Below are 16829 nucleotides of genomic sequence, written 5' to 3' on the forward strand. Positions count from 1 at the left end.
ATGTTAAAAAAAAAGGAGCTTAAAAATTTGAGGGGTGTCGTGCAATGAAGAGAGAAAGCCTCTACCTTCCCCTGCTTCTTATCTCCGCTTTCATCATAAGGCTCATTCCCCACAGAACGCTTCTCTTAGCGACATACGACGAGTATCTCCACCGAGACATAACCCTAAGGATAGTCAGCCAAGGCATAGGCTCGATCCCAAAGGATATACCTTCCCTGATCGGACTGAGAGCCTACAGCTATCCGCCGCTGTTCCATATAATCGGCGCGGCGTTTTACAAGATATTCCCGTCCGATCACTTCTTCTTCGTCCTCCCGGCGGTCTACGGCACCCTCGCAGTGTTTGGCTTCTACCTGGCGTTTAAAGAGCTCACGGGGGACAAAAACCGCGCCCTTCTTGCGACGGCATTTCTTGCCTTTGCCCCCAACTTCATATACAGAACGAGTCTCTACATCCCTGAAAACCTCGGTCTGTTCCTGTTCTCGGTAAGCCTGCTGTTCCTGATAAGATTCATGAAATCTAGGAAGCTCTCCAATCTGGTCCTTCTGGCTATCGTGATGACGGTCTACATGCTGACCCACAGGGGGTGGATATTCTTTGCCATGGCCGCGGTTCTGCTGTTCGCCTCCTACCTGTGGCCTTTCATAAGAAAGAACCTCCACTATTTCGTCGCCCTGGTCGTTTTAGCTCTCATAGCCTACACGCAGGTGTCTTTCATCCAGTCAACCGTTGGGGAGCTGTTCCTCAGGCTTCAGCGGAGTGAAGTGAGCTTCCTGGGATACTTCAAGTGGATAGGCGTTATCCAGCTCGTCTTTGGAGCCATAGCCAGCCCATACTATTTCAAAAGGGACAGCATACGACGTGGCTTCGTCCTCTGGGCCTGGGCGTTTATGCTGGCCGGCGGAATTTCCTTCCGCTTCCGCGACCCCTACGCGACAATACCCCTCTCCGTCATGGCCGCGGAATACCTTATTGACGCTGTCTTTCCTGCCATCGGACCGTTTATCCAGAGAGCCTTCGAAGACGTGAAAGGTCTGGGCGCCGAGTGGATAAAGAGTATTTCACGAAAGCACTGGGTAACCTCACTGGTGATCCTGCTGTTGTTGGTCACTCCTCTTGCCCAGGGAGCCTACGGGGCTTACAAGTACGTCGAGGCGCCAACTGTGAGCGATAAGGAGGCCTACGAGTGGATAGTCCAGAACACTCCTGAAAACGCCACAATACTCGTTTGGTGGGATATGGGATATCTCCTCATAGGAAACACACACAGAAAGGACGTTGTCATATGGAAAAAAGTCTATCAGGGCTTCTTTGGAGAGGCTCCCACTGTGAGGGAGGCGGGCCAGGCGTATACTGACCACGTCGTCATGTTCAGCTCAAACCAGCGCGAGTGGGCGTATTATCTTATGAGGAAATACAACGTAAGCTACATCTTCGTTGACAGGAAAAGGTACTCCTACGGTCTCATTCGATACGGCCTTATGGAATATGCCCCCTACGATACCCATTTCAAGGTCGAATTCTGCAACGGCGGTTCGGTCATATACCGCTTTATTCCGGAGCCAACCCTAAAGATGGAACAGCCGTTTCCTCTAAACTATACCGGAAATTACTCACCGCTCGTCAATTTCCTGGAGAAGTTCTGGACTGGCTATAATTATGCCGACTTCGACACCAGGTACAAGGCCTACTTCAACCTCAACGCATGGGTGGTTGACCTCTACTCACGTCTCTACCAAAAGACCGGAGTTGATGCCTTCAACGCCCGCACAGACTGGCTCCTCCGCTGGCTCTCGTACAAACAGATGGACAACGGAGCGTTCCCGTGGGGCGTCCCCCCCAATGATTTCACCCTGTACACCGCGTACACCCTCGAACCTCTGAAGGAGGTCAACTTCGACGGAAAGGATAGGGCTCTCAATCTGCTTGAGAGCAGGGAACGCGAGGACTACTTTATGACAACACCGAAGGACAATAAAGGTGGCCTCGTGACAAACGCTCTCATGCTCCCCGTTTACAAGGAGCTTGGAATCCTGAACTCCACAACCGAGAAGAACATCGTCACCCAGCTGCTGAGGGAGCAGAAGGGAGACGGAAGCTGGAACAACAACCTCGGAACCACCATAGCCCTCGCCTCAAGCCTCGCAAGGTACTATCAGCTTACGGGCAATGAGAGTGTCCTCAAAGCAGTCAGAAAAGCGGCCGAATGGATGACAGGAGAGCAGGAGGACAGCGGAAAGCTGAAGGCAGAAAAGTATGAGTACGCGTATTCCAGAGCCACTTACGCCCAGATGGCATACATCTATCACGTCGCCGGACTTAAGGACGCGGAGGAGAAAACCCTCAGCTTCATCGAGAATACGTTCGACCCCAACAGGGAGGTACACCCCCTCGATGCGGTGCTCACCATGTACCGCTACTTCGGCTACGCCTACGGCAGCGATAGAGCAATCGACATGATCAACGGACTTCTAAAGGTACATCCACTGCTCAGCTTCTCCTGATTTTTAATTTCGGAAGGTTTAAATAGTAACACACCCTGGAGTAAATGGAGGGTGTGACGTGACGCCAGCACTCCCAAAAAGGGATGTATACATAAGTGGGGCAATAGCCCTTTTTTCCCTGACTCTAGCCATAGCCTTCCTACCCAATAGAACCATCACCTACGATGGGGCCCTGTACATAAATATCGCAAGGAATCTCCTCAAGGGCATAACGAACTACACCTACCAAGGGGTCTACATGATGTACCGTCCACCAGTCTATGTCTACACGCTCTCGCTTCTCTTTAGGTTCGTTCCACCCCACTCCCACCTAGAGACAGCCCGGCTCGTCTCAGCGTTCTTTTACGCCCTGACGGCTGGCCTCGTATATATCTTTGCTATGGAGCTCTGGAAAGACCGGCTGAAGGCGTTTACGGCGGCTATGTTCTACGTCTTCAATCCCCTGGCTTTTGCGATGGGCACCCGCGAGCTCGTCCACAGCGAGTTCACGTTTTTCTACACCCTCGCCATATACCTACTGTATACCGGGAGAAAGAGGGGCGAAGCCATGAAGCTGTACCTCTCGTTCATAATAGCGGGAATAGCGGTGCTGACCAGATACACAGGACTCTCGATACTGGGGGTTATAATAGCATACCTGTATCTGACCGAACACTGGGACTGGGCAAAGAAAAAGGAGTATCCCCTCGGGTTCCTCCTCTTCATCCTTGTCCTCCTGCCCTGGATGTACATGGGGCATCTCTATTATGGCGGTGCGTTTAAGCCCTTCAGCGTGGCCACCCAGTACGTAACCAACGCACCACCTGTTTCAGCATTCGACTACGTGGGAATGATAGCCAACACCCTGGGTATCCTCCTGTTCTTAGCAATAACCGGCTTTGTATTTCTCAAAAAGAACGACGAGGGGTGGCTTCTCATAAGCTGGCTCTTTCTGGGACTGCTGGGAATAATGACCGTAACCCATAAGGAAGAGCGCTTCATAACGTTCCTCTCTCCGGCGATTGCCCTCCTAGCCGCTCACGGCCTGTGGAGCCTGGCGGAGATTCTCCACGGACTTATAACGAGTGCCGAGCGCAGAAAGTATGCGTCTATCCTGCTCCTGATACTGTTCCTGATTCCAATTGGAAGAGACGCCCTACACCTCAAAGGGCAGTGGGACGAACAGGGGGCTGTCTATGTTAAGGTGATGGAATACGCCTCAGCCAACTACCCTTCCGTGGAATGGCTCCTTGTCTCGCCCAAGATGTACACGATGGCGGGACTGTACTACCCGGATGCAATAATCCAGGTCATAATGGACAGACAACAGGTTCGTAACAGAATCGCCAGCGGAAAGTACGACCTTATAATCAAAATGGAGAGCGACCCTCCATTAAACATCGAAGAAAGCGGTATGTACACCATCGCCAGGGAGTTCCCTGAAGAGGGCTTTAAGGTTTTCATTCGCTCCACCTCAATCCCCAAAAGCAAGGATAGCTAAGCCCCCGTCAACCCAAATGAACACATTCGCCTTCTTTTTCATTCATGTACGCCAGAGAACAGCCTTGGATAGTTAATTTTAAATATGCACCCTCGATATATCACCCGCAGTAAACGATTGTGGAGGGATTCGCATGAGCGAATACAAATTTATAAAGTGGTTTGAGGAACTCGGAAAGGGCGACGTCGCTCTTGTTGGCGGAAAGGGTGCCAACCTTGGAGAAATGACCAACGCCGGCATTCCGGTTCCGCCCGGCTTCTGTGTTACCGCCGAGGCCTACAAGTACTTCGTCGAGAACGTCAAGCTTGAGGACGGTAAGACCCTCCAGGAGTGGATTATGGGCGTCATCGCCGAGACCAACGTCGATGACTCCAAGCAGCTCCAGGAGAACACTGCCAAGATCAGGCAGAAGATAATCGAGCTCCCGATGCCGGCAGAGATAGCCGGAGAGATTGAGAGGGCATACAAGGAGCTCTCCCAGAGATTCAACAAGGACGCGGTTTACGTCGCCGTCAGAAGCTCGGCCACCGCTGAGGACCTCCCGGAGGCCAGCTTCGCCGGCCAGCAGGAGACCTACCTCGACGTCTACGGCGTTGACGACGTCATAGACAAGGTCAAGAAGTGCTGGGCCAGCCTCTGGACCGCCAGGGCCACCTTCTACAGGGCCAAGCAGGGCTTCGACCACAGCAAGGTCTACCTCTCAGCGGTCGTCCAGAAGATGGTCAACAGCAAGACCAGCGGTGTCATGTTCACCGCCAACCCGGTCACCAACAACAGGAACGAGATTATGATCAACGCCAGCTGGGGCCTTGGTGAGGCCGTCGTCAGCGGCAGTGTTTCTCCGGACGAGTACATCGTCGAGAAGGGCACCTGGAAGATAAAGGAGAAGTACATCGCCAAGAAGGAAGTCATGGTCGTCCGCAACCCGGAGACCGGCAAGGGAACCATCTACGTCAAGGTCGCCGACTACCTCGGTCCGGAGTGGGTTGAGAAGCAGGTTCTCACCGAGGAGCAGATCATCGAGGTCGCCAAGATAGGCGCCAAGATCGAGGAGCACTACGGCTGGCCGCAGGACATAGAGTGGGCCTACGACGCCGACGACGGCAAGCTTTACATCGTCCAGAGCAGGCCGATCACCACCCTCAAGGAGACCGAGACCGCCCAGGAGGCCGCCGAGGTTGAGGAGGCCGAGGTCATTCTCAAGGGACTCGGTGCCTCACCGGGCATTGGTGCCGGAAGGGTCGTCGTCATCTTCGAGGCCGACGAGATCGACAAGGTCAAGGAGGGCGACGTTCTCGTCACCACCATGACTAACCCGGACATGGTTCCGGCCATGAAGAGGGCTTCCGCTATCGTCACCGACGAGGGCGGAAGAACCAGCCACGCGGCAATCGTCAGCAGGGAGCTCGGCATCCCGGCAGTCGTCGGTACCAAGGAGGCTACCAAGAAGCTCAAGACCGGCGACTACGTCACCGTTGACGGTACCCGCGGTGTCGTCTACAAGGGCATAGTCAAGAGCCTCGTCGAGAAGAAGGAGGAAGAGAAGGCCGCTGGCGGACAGGTCGTCGTTGCCGGTGCCCCGCTCGTCACCGCCACCAAGGTCAAGGTCAACGTCTCCATGCCGGAGGTCGCCGAGAGGGCAGCCGCCACCGGCGCCGACGGTGTCGGTCTCCTCCGCGCCGAGCACATGATCCTCACCATAGGCAAGCACCCGGTCAAGTTCATCAAGGAGGGCAAGTTCGACGAGCTCGTCGAGAAGCTCGCCGACGGCATCAGGACCGTTGCCGCTGCCTTCTACCCGAGGCCGGTCTGGTACAGGACGCTTGATGCGCCGACCAACGAGTTCAAGGAGATGCCCGGCGGAGAGGACGAGCCGGACGAGAGGAACCCGATGCTCGGATGGCGCGGAATCAGGAGGAGCCTTGACCAGGTTGAGCTCCTCAAGGCCGAGTTCACCGCCATCAAGAAGGTCGTCGAGGAGGGCTACGACAACATTGGCGTCATGCTCCCGCTCGTCGCCAACCCCGAGCAGATCAGGAAGGCCAAGGAGATCGCCAGGAGTGTCGGCCTTGAGCCGCACAAGGACGTCGAGTGGGGAATAATGGTCGAGGTTCCGGCAGCGGCTCTCATCATCGAGGACCTCATCAAGGAGGGCCTTGACTTCGTCAGCTTCGGCACCAACGACCTCACCCAGTACACCCTCGCCATCGACAGGGACAACGACAGGATAGCCTACCTCTACGACGAGAAGCACCCGGCGGTGCTCAAGCTCATCGAGAACGTCATCAAGGTCGCCAAGAAGTACGGCGTCGAGACCAGCATCTGCGGACAGGCAGGAAGCGACCCGAAGATGGCCAAGATCCTCGTCAGGCTCGGCATCGACAGCATCAGCGCCAACCCCGACGCGGTCGAGCTCATCAGGAAGACCGTCGCCCAGGAGGAGCAGAAGCTCATCCTTGAGGCGGCTCGCAAGAGGCTCTTCGAGTGAGCTTTCTTCCCTTTTCTATTCGTTTTCTAAGTTGAACCGCAGTACCAAAAGCCTTATTTTGTTCCAGCACAAATAGATTAATGGTGATGCTATGGCAACTGTGGAAATAAAAAGGATTGACCCCCAAGGAAGGCTTGTTCTGCCAAAGAGCTGGCGTGAAAGGTGGGGGAATGAGGTTATTCTCATTGAGTTCGATGATCGGATTGAGATAATACCGCGAAAGAAGCCGAGACTCTCTAAGTTCTTCGACATAATTGACGCCGAAATCAAAGGGACTGACGTTGAAAGAGAGCTCCTGAAAAGTCTCTACTGAGGTGTTATAATGAGGTTCATAGACGCTAACGTTTTCCTGTACGCCCTGCTAAAGCCCAGACCGAACCTTCCGAAGGAAATCCTCGAAAGGAAGAGGCTGGCAATGGAAATCCTGAAGAGAATTGAAGAGGGAGAGACGGTGGCTACAACCACTGTGCACCTAAGCGAGGTCGCTAATATAATTGAAGCCAAAGTAAATCTCTCAACGGCGATAGCTTTCATTGAGGAGTTGCTCACTGCAGACAATGTGCGGGTTCTTTCCGTTACCTCGGAGGACTACCTAAAGGCCGCCCTCGTAGCATCCGAGAGAAGCGTCAGCATAAACGATGCCCTCGCCTATCTGAAGATGAAGGAACTGGGCACTAATGAAATCTACACATTCGATAGACATTTCTTGAATCTTGACGTTCGTGTTCTCCCCTGAACTGGCTCTTTTATCCACCATAAGGCTTTTATACACACGTTTCGACAGCCATCTCAATGAGGCGTGAAGTAGAGGCAATGCGCGACCAGATCGTGGGTGGACCTATAGTGAAGACGCTCATAGTGCTAGCCTATCCTTTAATCATAAACCAGCTCGTGCAGGTTCTCTACAACCTCACCGACACGTACTGGCTCGGTAAACTCGGAAGGGAGGAGTTGGCGGCACCGGGGACGGCGTGGCCGCTGGTGTGGTTCTTCATGGCCATAGGGATGGGCTTTGCAACGGCAGGTTTCGCCTTCGTGAGCCAGTACGTCGGGGCGAAGGCATATGAAAAAGCAAACAGGGCCGCAGGAGCGCTCTACTCCCTCATGATGCTGTTCGCTATTGGAGTTGGCGTATTTGGTGTCCTCTCGGCCCCATACCTCCTCAAGTTCATGAACGTTAGTGACACCGTCTATCCCTACGCACTCAACTACACCCGTGTCATCTTCGCCGGGATACCCTTCGCCTTCACGCTCTTCGCCTTCAACTTCCTCCTGAGGGCCATAGGCGACACCAAAACACCGGTTAAGATAAACATAGCCACCGTGCTCCTCAATCTGGCCCTGGATCCCTTCCTGATATTCGGCTGGGGACCGTTTCCGGAGCTTGGAGTCATAGGTGCAGCAGTAGCAACGATGTTCTCCAACAGCCTCGGCTCGCTCGTCGGTGGATACCTCCTCTTCAAGGGGAAGGTCGGGATACACCTCACGATGGAAGGCCTGAAGCCAGACTGGGAATTCTACAAGCGCATCTTCCGCGTCGGCATACCCTCAAGTGTTGGTTCGTCAACCACAGCCCTTGGCTTCGTCATACTCACGAGGATAATCTTCACCCTTGGCGGTCAGTTCGGTGAGGCTGATGTGGCCTTCGCGACCTATTCGATAACCAATAGACTGACCAATTTCATGTTCGCCTTCTCTGACGGCATAAGCATGGCGATGGGAACGATGGTCGGTCAGACGGTCGGTGCGAAGCTCTACGAGAGGGCCAAGACCATAGCCGAGAAGACGATGGCAATAAACTTTGCCATCCTTAGCGTCGGAACGCTCCTCTTCGCCTTCTTCCGGGTGGAGATATTCGCCTTCTTTATCAACGACCCGGCGATAATAGCCGAGAGCGCTAAGGTCGTTAAGTATTTCTCCGCATCACTGCCGTTTTTCGGCATATTCTCGGCGGTAAACAACGTCTTCCAGAGTTCAGGACACACCAAGAAGAGCATGCTCCTCAGCATGCTCCGCCTCTGGGGGCTAAGGTTGCCCCTCAGCTACGGCCTCGGAATCCTCGTGAAGGACACCGCTGGAATGTGGCTCGGGATGGGTCTGAGCAACGTTCTCGGCGCGGTTGTTGCTCTCGCCTGGTTCCTGACAGGGAGCTGGATGGAAAGGATAATCGAGGAATCCGCGAGCGCATCATAAACCTTTTATATCACCGTTTCGATTGCGGTCTGATTGCACATGAAGAGCGAGAAAATCCAGAGAATGCGCGAAGAGATAATAACCGGGCCCATAGAAAAGACACTTCTCGTTCTGGCGGGCCCGCTCATTGTTAACAATCTAGTCCAAGTTGTCTACAACATAACCGATACCTTCTGGCTCGGCAAACTCGGGAGGGAGGCGCTCTCGGCCCCGGGAGTCACATGGCCAATAATCGGCACATTAATGGCCCTTGGACTCGGGTTTACCACCGCGGGCTTTGCCTTCGTAGGCCAGTATATAGGCGCTGAGAAGTACGACAGGGCAAACCGCTCGGCAGGGGCACTCTACTCGCTCATGCTGTTCTTCGCGACGGCAACGGCCATAATCGGAACGCTTCTCCTACCGTACGCCCTGCACTTCATGAAGGTCAGCGAGAACGTCTACCCATATTCGCTCACCTACGCGACGATAATATTCCTCGGCATCCCATTTTCCTTCACCTTCATGGCCTTTGGAGCGCTCGTGAGAGCAACGGGGGACACGAAGACACCCGTCAAGATAACCCTCCTCACTGTGGCGATAAACATAATCCTTGACCCGATACTGATATTCGGGTGGCTGGGCTTTCCAAAGCTGGGCGTTGCCGGGGCCGCAATAGCGACGGTCTTTGCAAACTCGATAGGGGCATTCATAGGGCTCTACCTCCTCTTCACGGATAGGGTTGGGCTGAGCCTGAGCCTTGAGAGCCTCAAACCAGACTTCGAGTTCTACAGGAAGATATTCAAGGTTGGCCTGCCGTCGAGCATCGGTCAGTCGGCGAACAGCTTCGGCTTCGTTATCCTCACGAGGATAATCTTCGGCTTCGGCGATGTCACCTACGCGGCCTACGTTATAACCACCAGACTGGTGAACTTCCTCACGAGCATCTCGCGCGGCATAAGCATGGCGATGGGAACGATGATAGCCCAGAACGTCGGAGCGGAGAACTACGAGAGGGCAAAAAGAATAGCCGAGAGGACGATGCTCATAAACTTCGCAATAGCCAGCCTCGCGATACTAGTAATCGGCATCTTCCGCGTCGAGATATTCCGCGTGTTCTTAAATGACCCTGCCGTCATCAAGGAGAGCGAGGTCGTTATGAGATACTTCCTAATCTCGGTGCCGTTCTTCAATGGAATCTTCATAGTCGTCAACAGAACCTTCAGTTCGGCAGGCCACACCAAGAAGAGCATGGCCCTTGGCATATTCCGCCTCTGGGGCCTGAGGATTCCGCTCAGCTATGCCTTTGGCTACATCGGTGCCATAACAATCCTTGGAATCACCGTACCCCTCGCGGAGCTCTTCGACTTCACGAGCAGGGGAGTGTTCTTCGGCATGGGAATGAGCAACTTTATAGCCGCGATAGTCGCCCTTGCATGGTTCCTGCGCGGCACATGGATGAGACGGATAATCGAGGAAAAATCAAAAACCGAGCCTGAGAAGGCCACGGCTTAACAGCCGGAAGGCTAATAAACCCTTCCCCCGACCCACCACCGGTGAGAGCGATGATAGAGGATAAGCGGTGGAAGGGTGTTTACTCCTTTGAAGACTCCCCGTTCATCATGGAGATTCTGATGGAGCTTCGCGATGAGAGAACGGGACCGATACCGTTCAGAAAGGGACTCGTTAAGCTCGGCCGCTATATGGCCTACGAGCTGACCAAGACGATGGAGGTCGAGAGGGTTCCGATAAAGACGCCGCTTGAGGAGACGGAAGGAACAATAATCAAGGACAGGCGAAACGTCGTCATAATCACCGTTCTCCGCGCGGCGATACCGCTGATGGAGGGACTCATCAAGGTTCTTGACCATGCCCGCGTGGGTATCGTTTCGGCATCACGAGGAAAGGCGCCGAAGTTCGAGATAGAGATGAAATACGTGAAAGTACCTCAGGTAAAGCCGGAGGATACAGTTATCATAGCGGATCCGATGATAGCGACCGGTTCAACGCTCATCAAGGTTCTCGAAGAGGTTAAGAAGTACGGAAAGGCCAAGCGCTACGTCATAGTTGGGGTTCTCGCGGCGCCGGAGGGCATAAGCAGGATAAAGGAAGCCCACCCAGAGGTCGAGATGTTCGTGGCGGCGATAGACAGGGAGCTCAACGACCACGGCTACATACTCCCCGGCCTCGGCGATGCAGGCGACAGGGCCTTCGGTGCGCCGATTAAGGTTTGAGATTCCTTCTTTCCGTTTTCTCTGCTCGCGGACGTTAAATTTATAAGCCGGCCTTTTGTTATTCTCTTTGAAACCCGCAGTGCGCGGGGGTTGCCGAGCCTGGTCAAAGGCGGTGGACTCAAGATCCACTCCCGCAGGGGTTCCGGGGTTCAAATCCCCGCCCCCGCACCACAACAGCCCTTTCTGACGAAAGCGCTGGCGGAATTTGAGGTGCATTCTTGAAATTGCTTGTTTCTGGTGGGGTTTATTGCCCAAATTGTATTTGTGTGAGTGTTTCACTCCCCAGAAGGGCGTCCAAAGGACGCCCAAAACAAACTTGAAACTGCTTGAAGGGCTTTATTTAGTGTCAAACCCTTCTAAAGTTGCTTTTGGATAATGCAGCGTTGATCTTCTGCAAGTTTGATTAGAATGGCTTTCTTTCGCCAGCCTTTCTTAAAGGCTGAGCGCGAAGTTTGATCAAGGTTCGTGATTCTCTTTCAAAGTTCGATTTTGGAAAGTTTGCGCTTTTGAGGGGTTTTTACAAAAGGGAATTCTCTTCAAAGAGGCTGTTGGAAATAGGGTTTTCTAAAGAGCGCTCCTTTGGAGCGCGGGGAAAGTAAACCCCGATAAATGTTCCCAAATCTGAGAATTCCGGAGCGTAACGGGTCTTTGAAATTGCAAACACGTGCAAAAAAGCGTTTATGAGGGAATCACGAACTTTGATGAAACTTTGCAGGGTAAAGTTTCATTGGTAAAGCTTTTTCTAAAAGCTTCCTGCATCACGAATGGATAGAACCTTATCGGGCAACTTTGCTGGACAAAGTTTCAACGCTGACGATGATGTGTGTGCCCGAACAAGAATCAAAACAAAGCCCGCAGAAAAGAAAAACCTCAGCGCTCCAGCCTCTTGACGCCGTCCTTGGTTCCGACGAGGACTATGTCGGCTATGTCTGCAAAGATGCCGTTCTCGACAACACCGGGGATGTTGTTGAGCTCTATCTCAAGGTCGAGCGGGTCATCTATGCGGTGGAACCTCGCATCAAGGATGAAGTTGCCGTTGTCGGTAACGACCGGCCCGTCCTTCCTGCTCGCCATCCTCAGCTCTGCCGTTGCGTTGAAGACCTCTATCTCCTCAGCTATGGCGCGCCATGCCGCCGGAATGACCTCGATCGGAACGGGCATCTTCTGACCGAGCCTCTCGACCAGCTTGCTCTCGTCAACGAGAACGAGGAACGTTCCAGCGCGGTATTCAATTATCTTCTCCATCGTTAAAGCCGCACCGCGACCCTTTATGAGGTTCAGGTGTGGGTCAACTTCGTCGGCGCCGTCAACGGCTATGTCTATCGCATCGACTTCGTCCAGACCCACTACCGGGACACCGTTCTCAAGGGCGAGAAGCCTGGCCTGATAGGACGTTGGAATCCCGTAAACGTCCTCAAGCTCCCCCTCCATGATGAGCTTGCCCAGATACTCGATAAAGTATGCAGTGGTGGAGCCAGTGCCGAGGCCAACTACCATATCATCCTCAATGAACTTCAGGGCCTCCTTGGCAACCGCCCTCTTGAGCTCCTCCATAGACTCACCCCATCACCGTTCCGTTCTGTGTGAGTTGATAAAGCAGGCTCTGGTTTGAGTAGAACTGGGGCTGGAAGTTGACCATCAGAGTGTAGCTGAGCATGGTGAAGTAGAGCCAGAACAGGAACCAGCCAAAGAAGGCCTTCCTGAGTATCAGGCGCTCCTCCTCGATGTCGGGCGGCAGCTCCTTTATGAGGGCCATGACTACCTTGTCGATGATCAGGAACATGGCGATGCCTATCATCCAGCCGTACTGGAACTTTGCGGCGGCAACCCCACTGACCAGGCCACAGATGAGTCCCCATATGTAAACTGAGAGTGAAAACTTGTGTTCAATTGCCAGCTCCACGTTCTTCACCTACGCTTAGCTTTAAAAAGACCTTTTAAAACCTTTCCGTTACTCGGATAGTGTCTCCAGGAACTTGCGGCCCTTATCGGTCAGCCTGTAGTATACACGCCTGCCCCTTCTATGAGATTCGCCTATCAGGCCCAGGCTTTCAAGCTCACGGAGGTGCTGGTAAACCGCCTGATACTTGAGCGGCTTCTCAAGGGCTTCCCATATCTCGTAGCCGTACATGACCCTCTCGCTGAGGAGCCTCAGTATATCAAGCTTCGTCCCTCCGATGCTGAACTTCTCCCGGGTTTCAGCGTAGTGCCCCTTGAGGCCAGAGCTGGTCACGATGAGCGCTATCCTGTCGTTCCTCTCGAAGTAGCCTTCCTCCGCCAGCTTGAGCAGGGCCGGAACTATCACCGCCGAAGCGTACTCCGCGAATATGCCCTCCCCGGCAAGCAACCTCTGCCCAAGGTCGAGCTCATCCTCGCCGACCATCACAGCGGTTCCATCGGTCTCGCCTATGGCCTTCAAAGCCAGCTCCTTCATCACAGGGTTCTTCACGTAGAGCGCCAGCGCCTTGGTCGGCTCCGCCCTCGGCTCGACGCCCAGAACCTCACTCGCTATGGGGGAACATTTCTCCGCCTGAACCGCTATGAGCCGGGGCATCTCCTCGATGGTCCCTATCTCCATGAGCTCGACGAACCCCTTGTAGATACTGTATAGGTTGCTCCCACTTCCCGTCGGGACCACCACGTGGGTCGGGTTCAGCTCCTCCCACAGCTCAAAGGCGAGCGTCTTCTGTCCCTCCAAACCTATGAGGTTGCTCTCGGGGGTGACGTTGTAGAGCCCCTTGCCCTCAGCCAATCCTTCCGCGTAGCTTATGCCCTCATCGACGCTCTCACCGTAGCGTATAACCTTGGCACCGAAAGCCACTATCTGGTTCAGCTTCCCCTGCTCAACCAGTTTTGGAACGACTGTGTAGGCAGGCTTTCCTGCCCGGGCGGCATAGGCCGAAAGGGAAGCGGCGGCGTTTCCGTTGCTCGCAACCACAAAGCCGTTCTCGGCGTGGGGCATGCCATAGGAGACCGCCACGGTGATGAGCCTGTCCCTGAATGAACCCGTCGGATTCCTCGTCTCGTCCTTGATGAAGACGTTCAGCCCAAGTTCTTCACCGAGTTTTGCCTTCAGAAGAGGTGTTCCGCCCTCGTTCAGGCTGATTACACGGTCCACAGCGGGGAGAAGTTCCCGATACTTCCAAACACCGGGCTTTCTCCCTTTCCATGAAGAAACGTCCACGGATTCGTAGTCGTACGCTATCCTGAGCGGCTCACCGCAGGAGCACGTTGGGGGAATAAGGGAGGAGTAGAGCCTCCCGCAGCTTGGACATCGAACCTGCATCGGGCATCACTCGGACGGTCACTTAAGCCTTATTGCATCCAGGTTGTTCGGGGCGCGCGTTGAGATGCCGAACTTCTTGTGGATGCTGGTGCTCAGGTCAAGGCACTTGTGTGGTTCTCCGTGGACGGTTATGACCCTCTCAGGCCTCGGTCTCAGCCTGGCTATGTAGCTGATAAGCTCCCTCCTGTCGGCGTGGCCGGAGAAGCCGTCGATGGTGTGAACCTCCATGTTGACCTTGACAACCTCGGTCTTTCCGCCCTCTCCGACCAGAGGTATTTCCCTGAGTCCCCTCTGAACCTGTCTTCCAAGCGTTCCCTCGGCCTGGTAGCTGACGAAGATCATGCTGTTCTTCGGGTCAGGAGCGAGCTGTTTGAAGTACTCCACGCTCGGCCCACCGACGAGCATGCCCGAAGTGGCTATGATTATTGCCGGCTCTCCGCTGTCTATGATGTCCTGCCTCTCACGAGAGTTGGCAACGCTCTTGAAAACCGGATTGAGGAACGGGTTGTAGCCCTCGTGGAATATCTGCTCGCGCAGGTGCTTGCTGAGGTACTCCGGATAAGCCGTGTGGATTGCAGTGGCCTCCCATATCATTCCATCGAGGTATATGGGCACCTCTATACCGCCGACCCGGGCGTACTCTTCGAGAACCATCATTATCTCCTGTGCCCTGCCGACCGCCATGGCAGGTATGAGAACCTTACCTCCCCTCCTAATCGTCTGATGGATGACCTCTATAAGGCGCTTCTCGGCTTCTTCACGCGGCATCTGGTAGTCGTTGCTTCCTCCGTAGGTGGATTCCATAATGAGGGTCTCCAGACGCGGGAACCTGCTTACAGCGGGTTCAAAGAGCCTCGTAGGGATGAACTTGAAGTCTCCGGTTATGGCTATGTTGTGAAGCCCATTGCCTATGTGGAGGTGAACTATCGATGAACCGAGGATGTGGCCTGCATTGTGGAGGGTGAGTCTCATGTCCGGGGCGATGTCGCGAACCTCGCCGTAGTCGAGGGTTATCGTGTGCTTGATGACCTCTTTGATGTCCCTCGGCCGGTAGAGAGGCTCGACGCCGTTCATCTGCTGTATCTCGATGAAGTCCTGCTGAAGGAGCACCATCAGATCCCTCGTCGGCGGTGTCGTGTATATCGGACCGTCGAAGAGCTTGTAGCGGAAGAGGTAAGGGAGCATTCCGCTGTGGTCGAGGTGGGCGTGGGTTATGATGATCGCATCGAGTAACCCAGCATCAAGAACGTACCTGAACTCGGGCGCGTCAAAATGCGGAAATGCCTTTTTGGGGTCGCGGAGGGCGGCTATGTTAACACCGAAGTCCACAAGAACATAACTTTCGTTAGTCTGGACTAGAAGGGCACTTCTACCAACCTCGCGGAAGCCCCCAAGGCTGGTTATCCTAATCCACTCGCTTTTCAGCTCGGGCTTGCGGTAGATGTTCCTGCCAACCTGGCGGAGGAACTTTCTCCTGTCCCTCGCCTCCGCCTGAAGTATCTGCCTTATCGAGTATATGGTCTGGCTCTGAAGCGGTGGTGTCCTTATGACGCGAGGCGCCCAGTGGACCTTCTGGGTTATCAAGCGAAGCGTTTCGCCGTTCTTTCCTATAACCAGGCCCGGCTTTTTGGCCTCTATGAGAACCTCACCGACGGACGGGTCAAAGCTTATGTTGGTTATCTCTGCCTCCGCCGGAACAATCTGCTTTATCATCTCCTCCGCCCTCTCTGGAGGAAGGAGGACTTCAGGGTCTGGACGGACGCTGATGCGCTTCTTTAGAACCTTGGCGAGGTTTTTGATGAGCTCCCCGTCCTGCATTATGGCTTCGGGATTCTTGACGTAGATTACAAGCTCTGGCCCTTCGAATTCAACTTCAGTTATCCTGGCCTCCCTCGGAACCATCTGGCTTATTACAGCTTTTATGTCACGTAGAATGTCATCAACGAAAGTTTCTCTCCTTATCAAAGCCACCACCTCACTTTAGAAGAGCCTCTATCTCCTCCTTGCTCAGCTCCCTGTAACCGTCTTCCGTGACGGTAACGAGAGTTATCCCATCCCCCGTGAAAACATCGCGCCTTGTGGCTACCTTTATCGCCCTGAGGGCAAGTCTGATGCCCCCCTCAAGCCCCATGTCCTCGCTATACCCATCCTCAAGAACCGCAAAGGCAAACTCCATTCCAGAACCGGCAGCGGTGAATCTGTCTTCGGTAACGCCGCCGGCCATGTCTATCGAGTACAGTCCGGGCCTCTCATCGTAGCCCGCTATGAGGAACCACCCAAAGTACGGCATGAACCTCCTGCCGTGGAGGATGTTAGAAGTCAGCGTAGCAAGGGCCTTCACACTCATCTCGTTCCCGACCTTGGCCCTGTACAGTCTAGCCTCAGCCCTCAGAAGCCTGACGAGCGAGAGGATGTCCCCAACGCTCCCGGCACCGGCCAAGGCCAAGTGGTCGTCTATCTGGAATACCTTTGTGACGTTCCCCGAAAGCACCATGTTGCCGAGCGATGCCCTCCTGTCCGCCGCTAGGACGACGCCGTCCTTACACACAATGCCGACCGTAGTCGTTCCCTTTAGCTTTTCAGCCAATTACAACACCCCTGCTGGTATGTTTTTAGAATAGAAGAACCTCTACAACGCCAGTTTAGGGGAATAGTATTTAAAGGT

At 54.2% G+C, this 16829-nt stretch carries 13 protein-coding genes and 1 tRNA gene; 9 read left to right on the plus strand and 5 right to left on the minus strand.

Annotated elements, in window-relative coordinates; all coding sequences use genetic code 11:
* Positions 1-44 precede the first annotated feature (44 nt).
* The 9 genes from NUS69_RS06030 (at position 45) to NUS69_RS06070 (ending at position 11049) form a co-directional block, all read left to right on the plus strand.
* The gene (locus NUS69_RS06030) at positions 45-2504 is read left to right on the plus strand and encodes a glycosyltransferase family 39 protein (RefSeq protein WP_258083006.1); all 2460 of its coding nucleotides are present in this window, start codon (positions 45-47) and stop codon (positions 2502-2504) included.
* Between the two features lie 58 nt (positions 2505-2562).
* Positions 2563-3984 carry an ArnT family glycosyltransferase gene (locus tag NUS69_RS06035; protein ID WP_258083007.1) on the plus strand — a complete coding sequence of 474 codons (1422 nt, stop codon included), beginning with the start codon at positions 2563-2565 and terminating at the stop codon, positions 3982-3984.
* A 133-nt stretch (positions 3985-4117) separates the two neighbouring features.
* Positions 4118-6472: a phosphoenolpyruvate synthase gene (gene ppsA / locus NUS69_RS06040; RefSeq protein WP_258083008.1), complete on the plus strand. Its 2355-nt coding sequence runs from the start codon at positions 4118-4120 to the stop codon at positions 6470-6472.
* A 91-nt stretch (positions 6473-6563) separates the two neighbouring features.
* Positions 6564-6785: an AbrB/MazE/SpoVT family DNA-binding domain-containing protein gene (locus NUS69_RS06045; RefSeq protein ID WP_258083009.1), complete on the plus strand. Its 222-nt coding sequence runs from the start codon at positions 6564-6566 to the stop codon at positions 6783-6785.
* Positions 6786-6794: 9 nt separating this feature from the next.
* Positions 6795-7208, plus strand: coding sequence for a type II toxin-antitoxin system VapC family toxin (locus NUS69_RS06050; protein WP_258083010.1), 414 nt, complete (start codon positions 6795-6797; stop codon positions 7206-7208).
* A gap of 56 nt (positions 7209-7264) precedes the next feature.
* Positions 7265-8665, plus strand: a complete 1401-nt coding sequence (locus NUS69_RS06055) for an MATE family efflux transporter (RefSeq protein ID WP_258083011.1) — start codon at positions 7265-7267, stop codon at positions 8663-8665.
* Positions 8666-8704: 39 nt separating this feature from the next.
* Positions 8705-10159, plus strand: coding sequence for an MATE family efflux transporter (locus NUS69_RS06060; RefSeq protein ID WP_258084990.1), 1455 nt, complete (start codon positions 8705-8707; stop codon positions 10157-10159).
* 50 nt (positions 10160-10209) lie between these two features.
* The gene (upp, locus tag NUS69_RS06065) at positions 10210-10878 is read left to right on the plus strand and encodes a uracil phosphoribosyltransferase (protein ID WP_258084991.1); all 669 of its coding nucleotides are present in this window, start codon (positions 10210-10212) and stop codon (positions 10876-10878) included.
* A gap of 83 nt (positions 10879-10961) precedes the next feature.
* Positions 10962-11049, plus strand: a tRNA-Leu gene (locus NUS69_RS06070).
* Between the two features lie 699 nt (positions 11050-11748).
* On the opposite strand, the gene rpiA is transcribed toward NUS69_RS06070, so the two are convergent.
* The 5 genes from rpiA to psmB are packed head-to-tail and all read right to left on the minus strand — an operon-like array spanning position 11749 to position 16751.
* Positions 11749-12432 (minus strand): ribose-5-phosphate isomerase RpiA, encoded by a 684-nt coding sequence (gene rpiA, locus NUS69_RS06075; RefSeq protein WP_258083012.1) that lies wholly within the window; start codon positions 12430-12432, stop codon positions 11749-11751.
* A gap of 4 nt (positions 12433-12436) precedes the next feature.
* Positions 12437-12790 carry a hypothetical protein gene (locus NUS69_RS06080; protein WP_308686497.1) on the minus strand — a complete coding sequence of 118 codons (354 nt, stop codon included), beginning with the start codon at positions 12788-12790 and terminating at the stop codon, positions 12437-12439.
* Positions 12791-12829: 39 nt separating this feature from the next.
* Positions 12830-14164, minus strand: a complete 1335-nt coding sequence (locus NUS69_RS06085) for a pyridoxal-phosphate dependent enzyme (RefSeq protein ID WP_258083013.1) — start codon at positions 14162-14164, stop codon at positions 12830-12832.
* A gap of 18 nt (positions 14165-14182) precedes the next feature.
* On the minus strand, positions 14183-16129 hold the full coding sequence (locus tag NUS69_RS06090; RefSeq protein ID WP_258083014.1) for a beta-CASP ribonuclease aCPSF1: 1947 nt from the start codon (positions 16127-16129) through the stop codon (positions 14183-14185).
* A gap of 10 nt (positions 16130-16139) precedes the next feature.
* Positions 16140-16751 carry an archaeal proteasome endopeptidase complex subunit beta gene (gene psmB, locus NUS69_RS06095; RefSeq protein WP_258083015.1) on the minus strand — a complete coding sequence of 204 codons (612 nt, stop codon included), beginning with the start codon at positions 16749-16751 and terminating at the stop codon, positions 16140-16142.
* Positions 16752-16829 lie beyond the last annotated feature (78 nt).

Origin of the sequence: Thermococcus thermotolerans (assembly GCF_024707485.1) — an archaeon.
GTDB classification, from domain to species: domain Archaea; phylum Methanobacteriota_B; class Thermococci; order Thermococcales; family Thermococcaceae; genus Thermococcus; species Thermococcus thermotolerans.

Coding starts and splice junctions, on each gene's coding strand:
- NUS69_RS06030 (WP_258083006.1), top strand. CDS start 45: ATGAAGAGAGAAAGCCTCTACCTTCCCCTGCTTCTTATCTCCGCTTTC.
- ppsA (WP_258083008.1), top strand. CDS start 4,118: ATGAGCGAATACAAATTTATAAAGTGGTTTGAGGAACTCGGAAAGGGC.
- NUS69_RS06045 (WP_258083009.1), top strand. CDS start 6,564: ATGGCAACTGTGGAAATAAAAAGGATTGACCCCCAAGGAAGGCTTGTT.
- NUS69_RS06050 (WP_258083010.1), top strand. CDS start 6,795: ATGAGGTTCATAGACGCTAACGTTTTCCTGTACGCCCTGCTAAAGCCC.
- NUS69_RS06055 (WP_258083011.1), top strand. CDS start 7,265: ATGAGGCGTGAAGTAGAGGCAATGCGCGACCAGATCGTGGGTGGACCT.
- NUS69_RS06060 (WP_258084990.1), top strand. CDS start 8,705: ATGAAGAGCGAGAAAATCCAGAGAATGCGCGAAGAGATAATAACCGGG.
- upp (WP_258084991.1), top strand. CDS start 10,210: ATGATAGAGGATAAGCGGTGGAAGGGTGTTTACTCCTTTGAAGACTCC.
- rpiA (WP_258083012.1), bottom strand. CDS start 12,432: ATGGAGGAGCTCAAGAGGGCGGTTGCCAAGGAGGCCCTGAAGTTCATT.
- NUS69_RS06085 (WP_258083013.1), bottom strand. CDS start 14,164: ATGCAGGTTCGATGTCCAAGCTGCGGGAGGCTCTACTCCTCCCTTATT.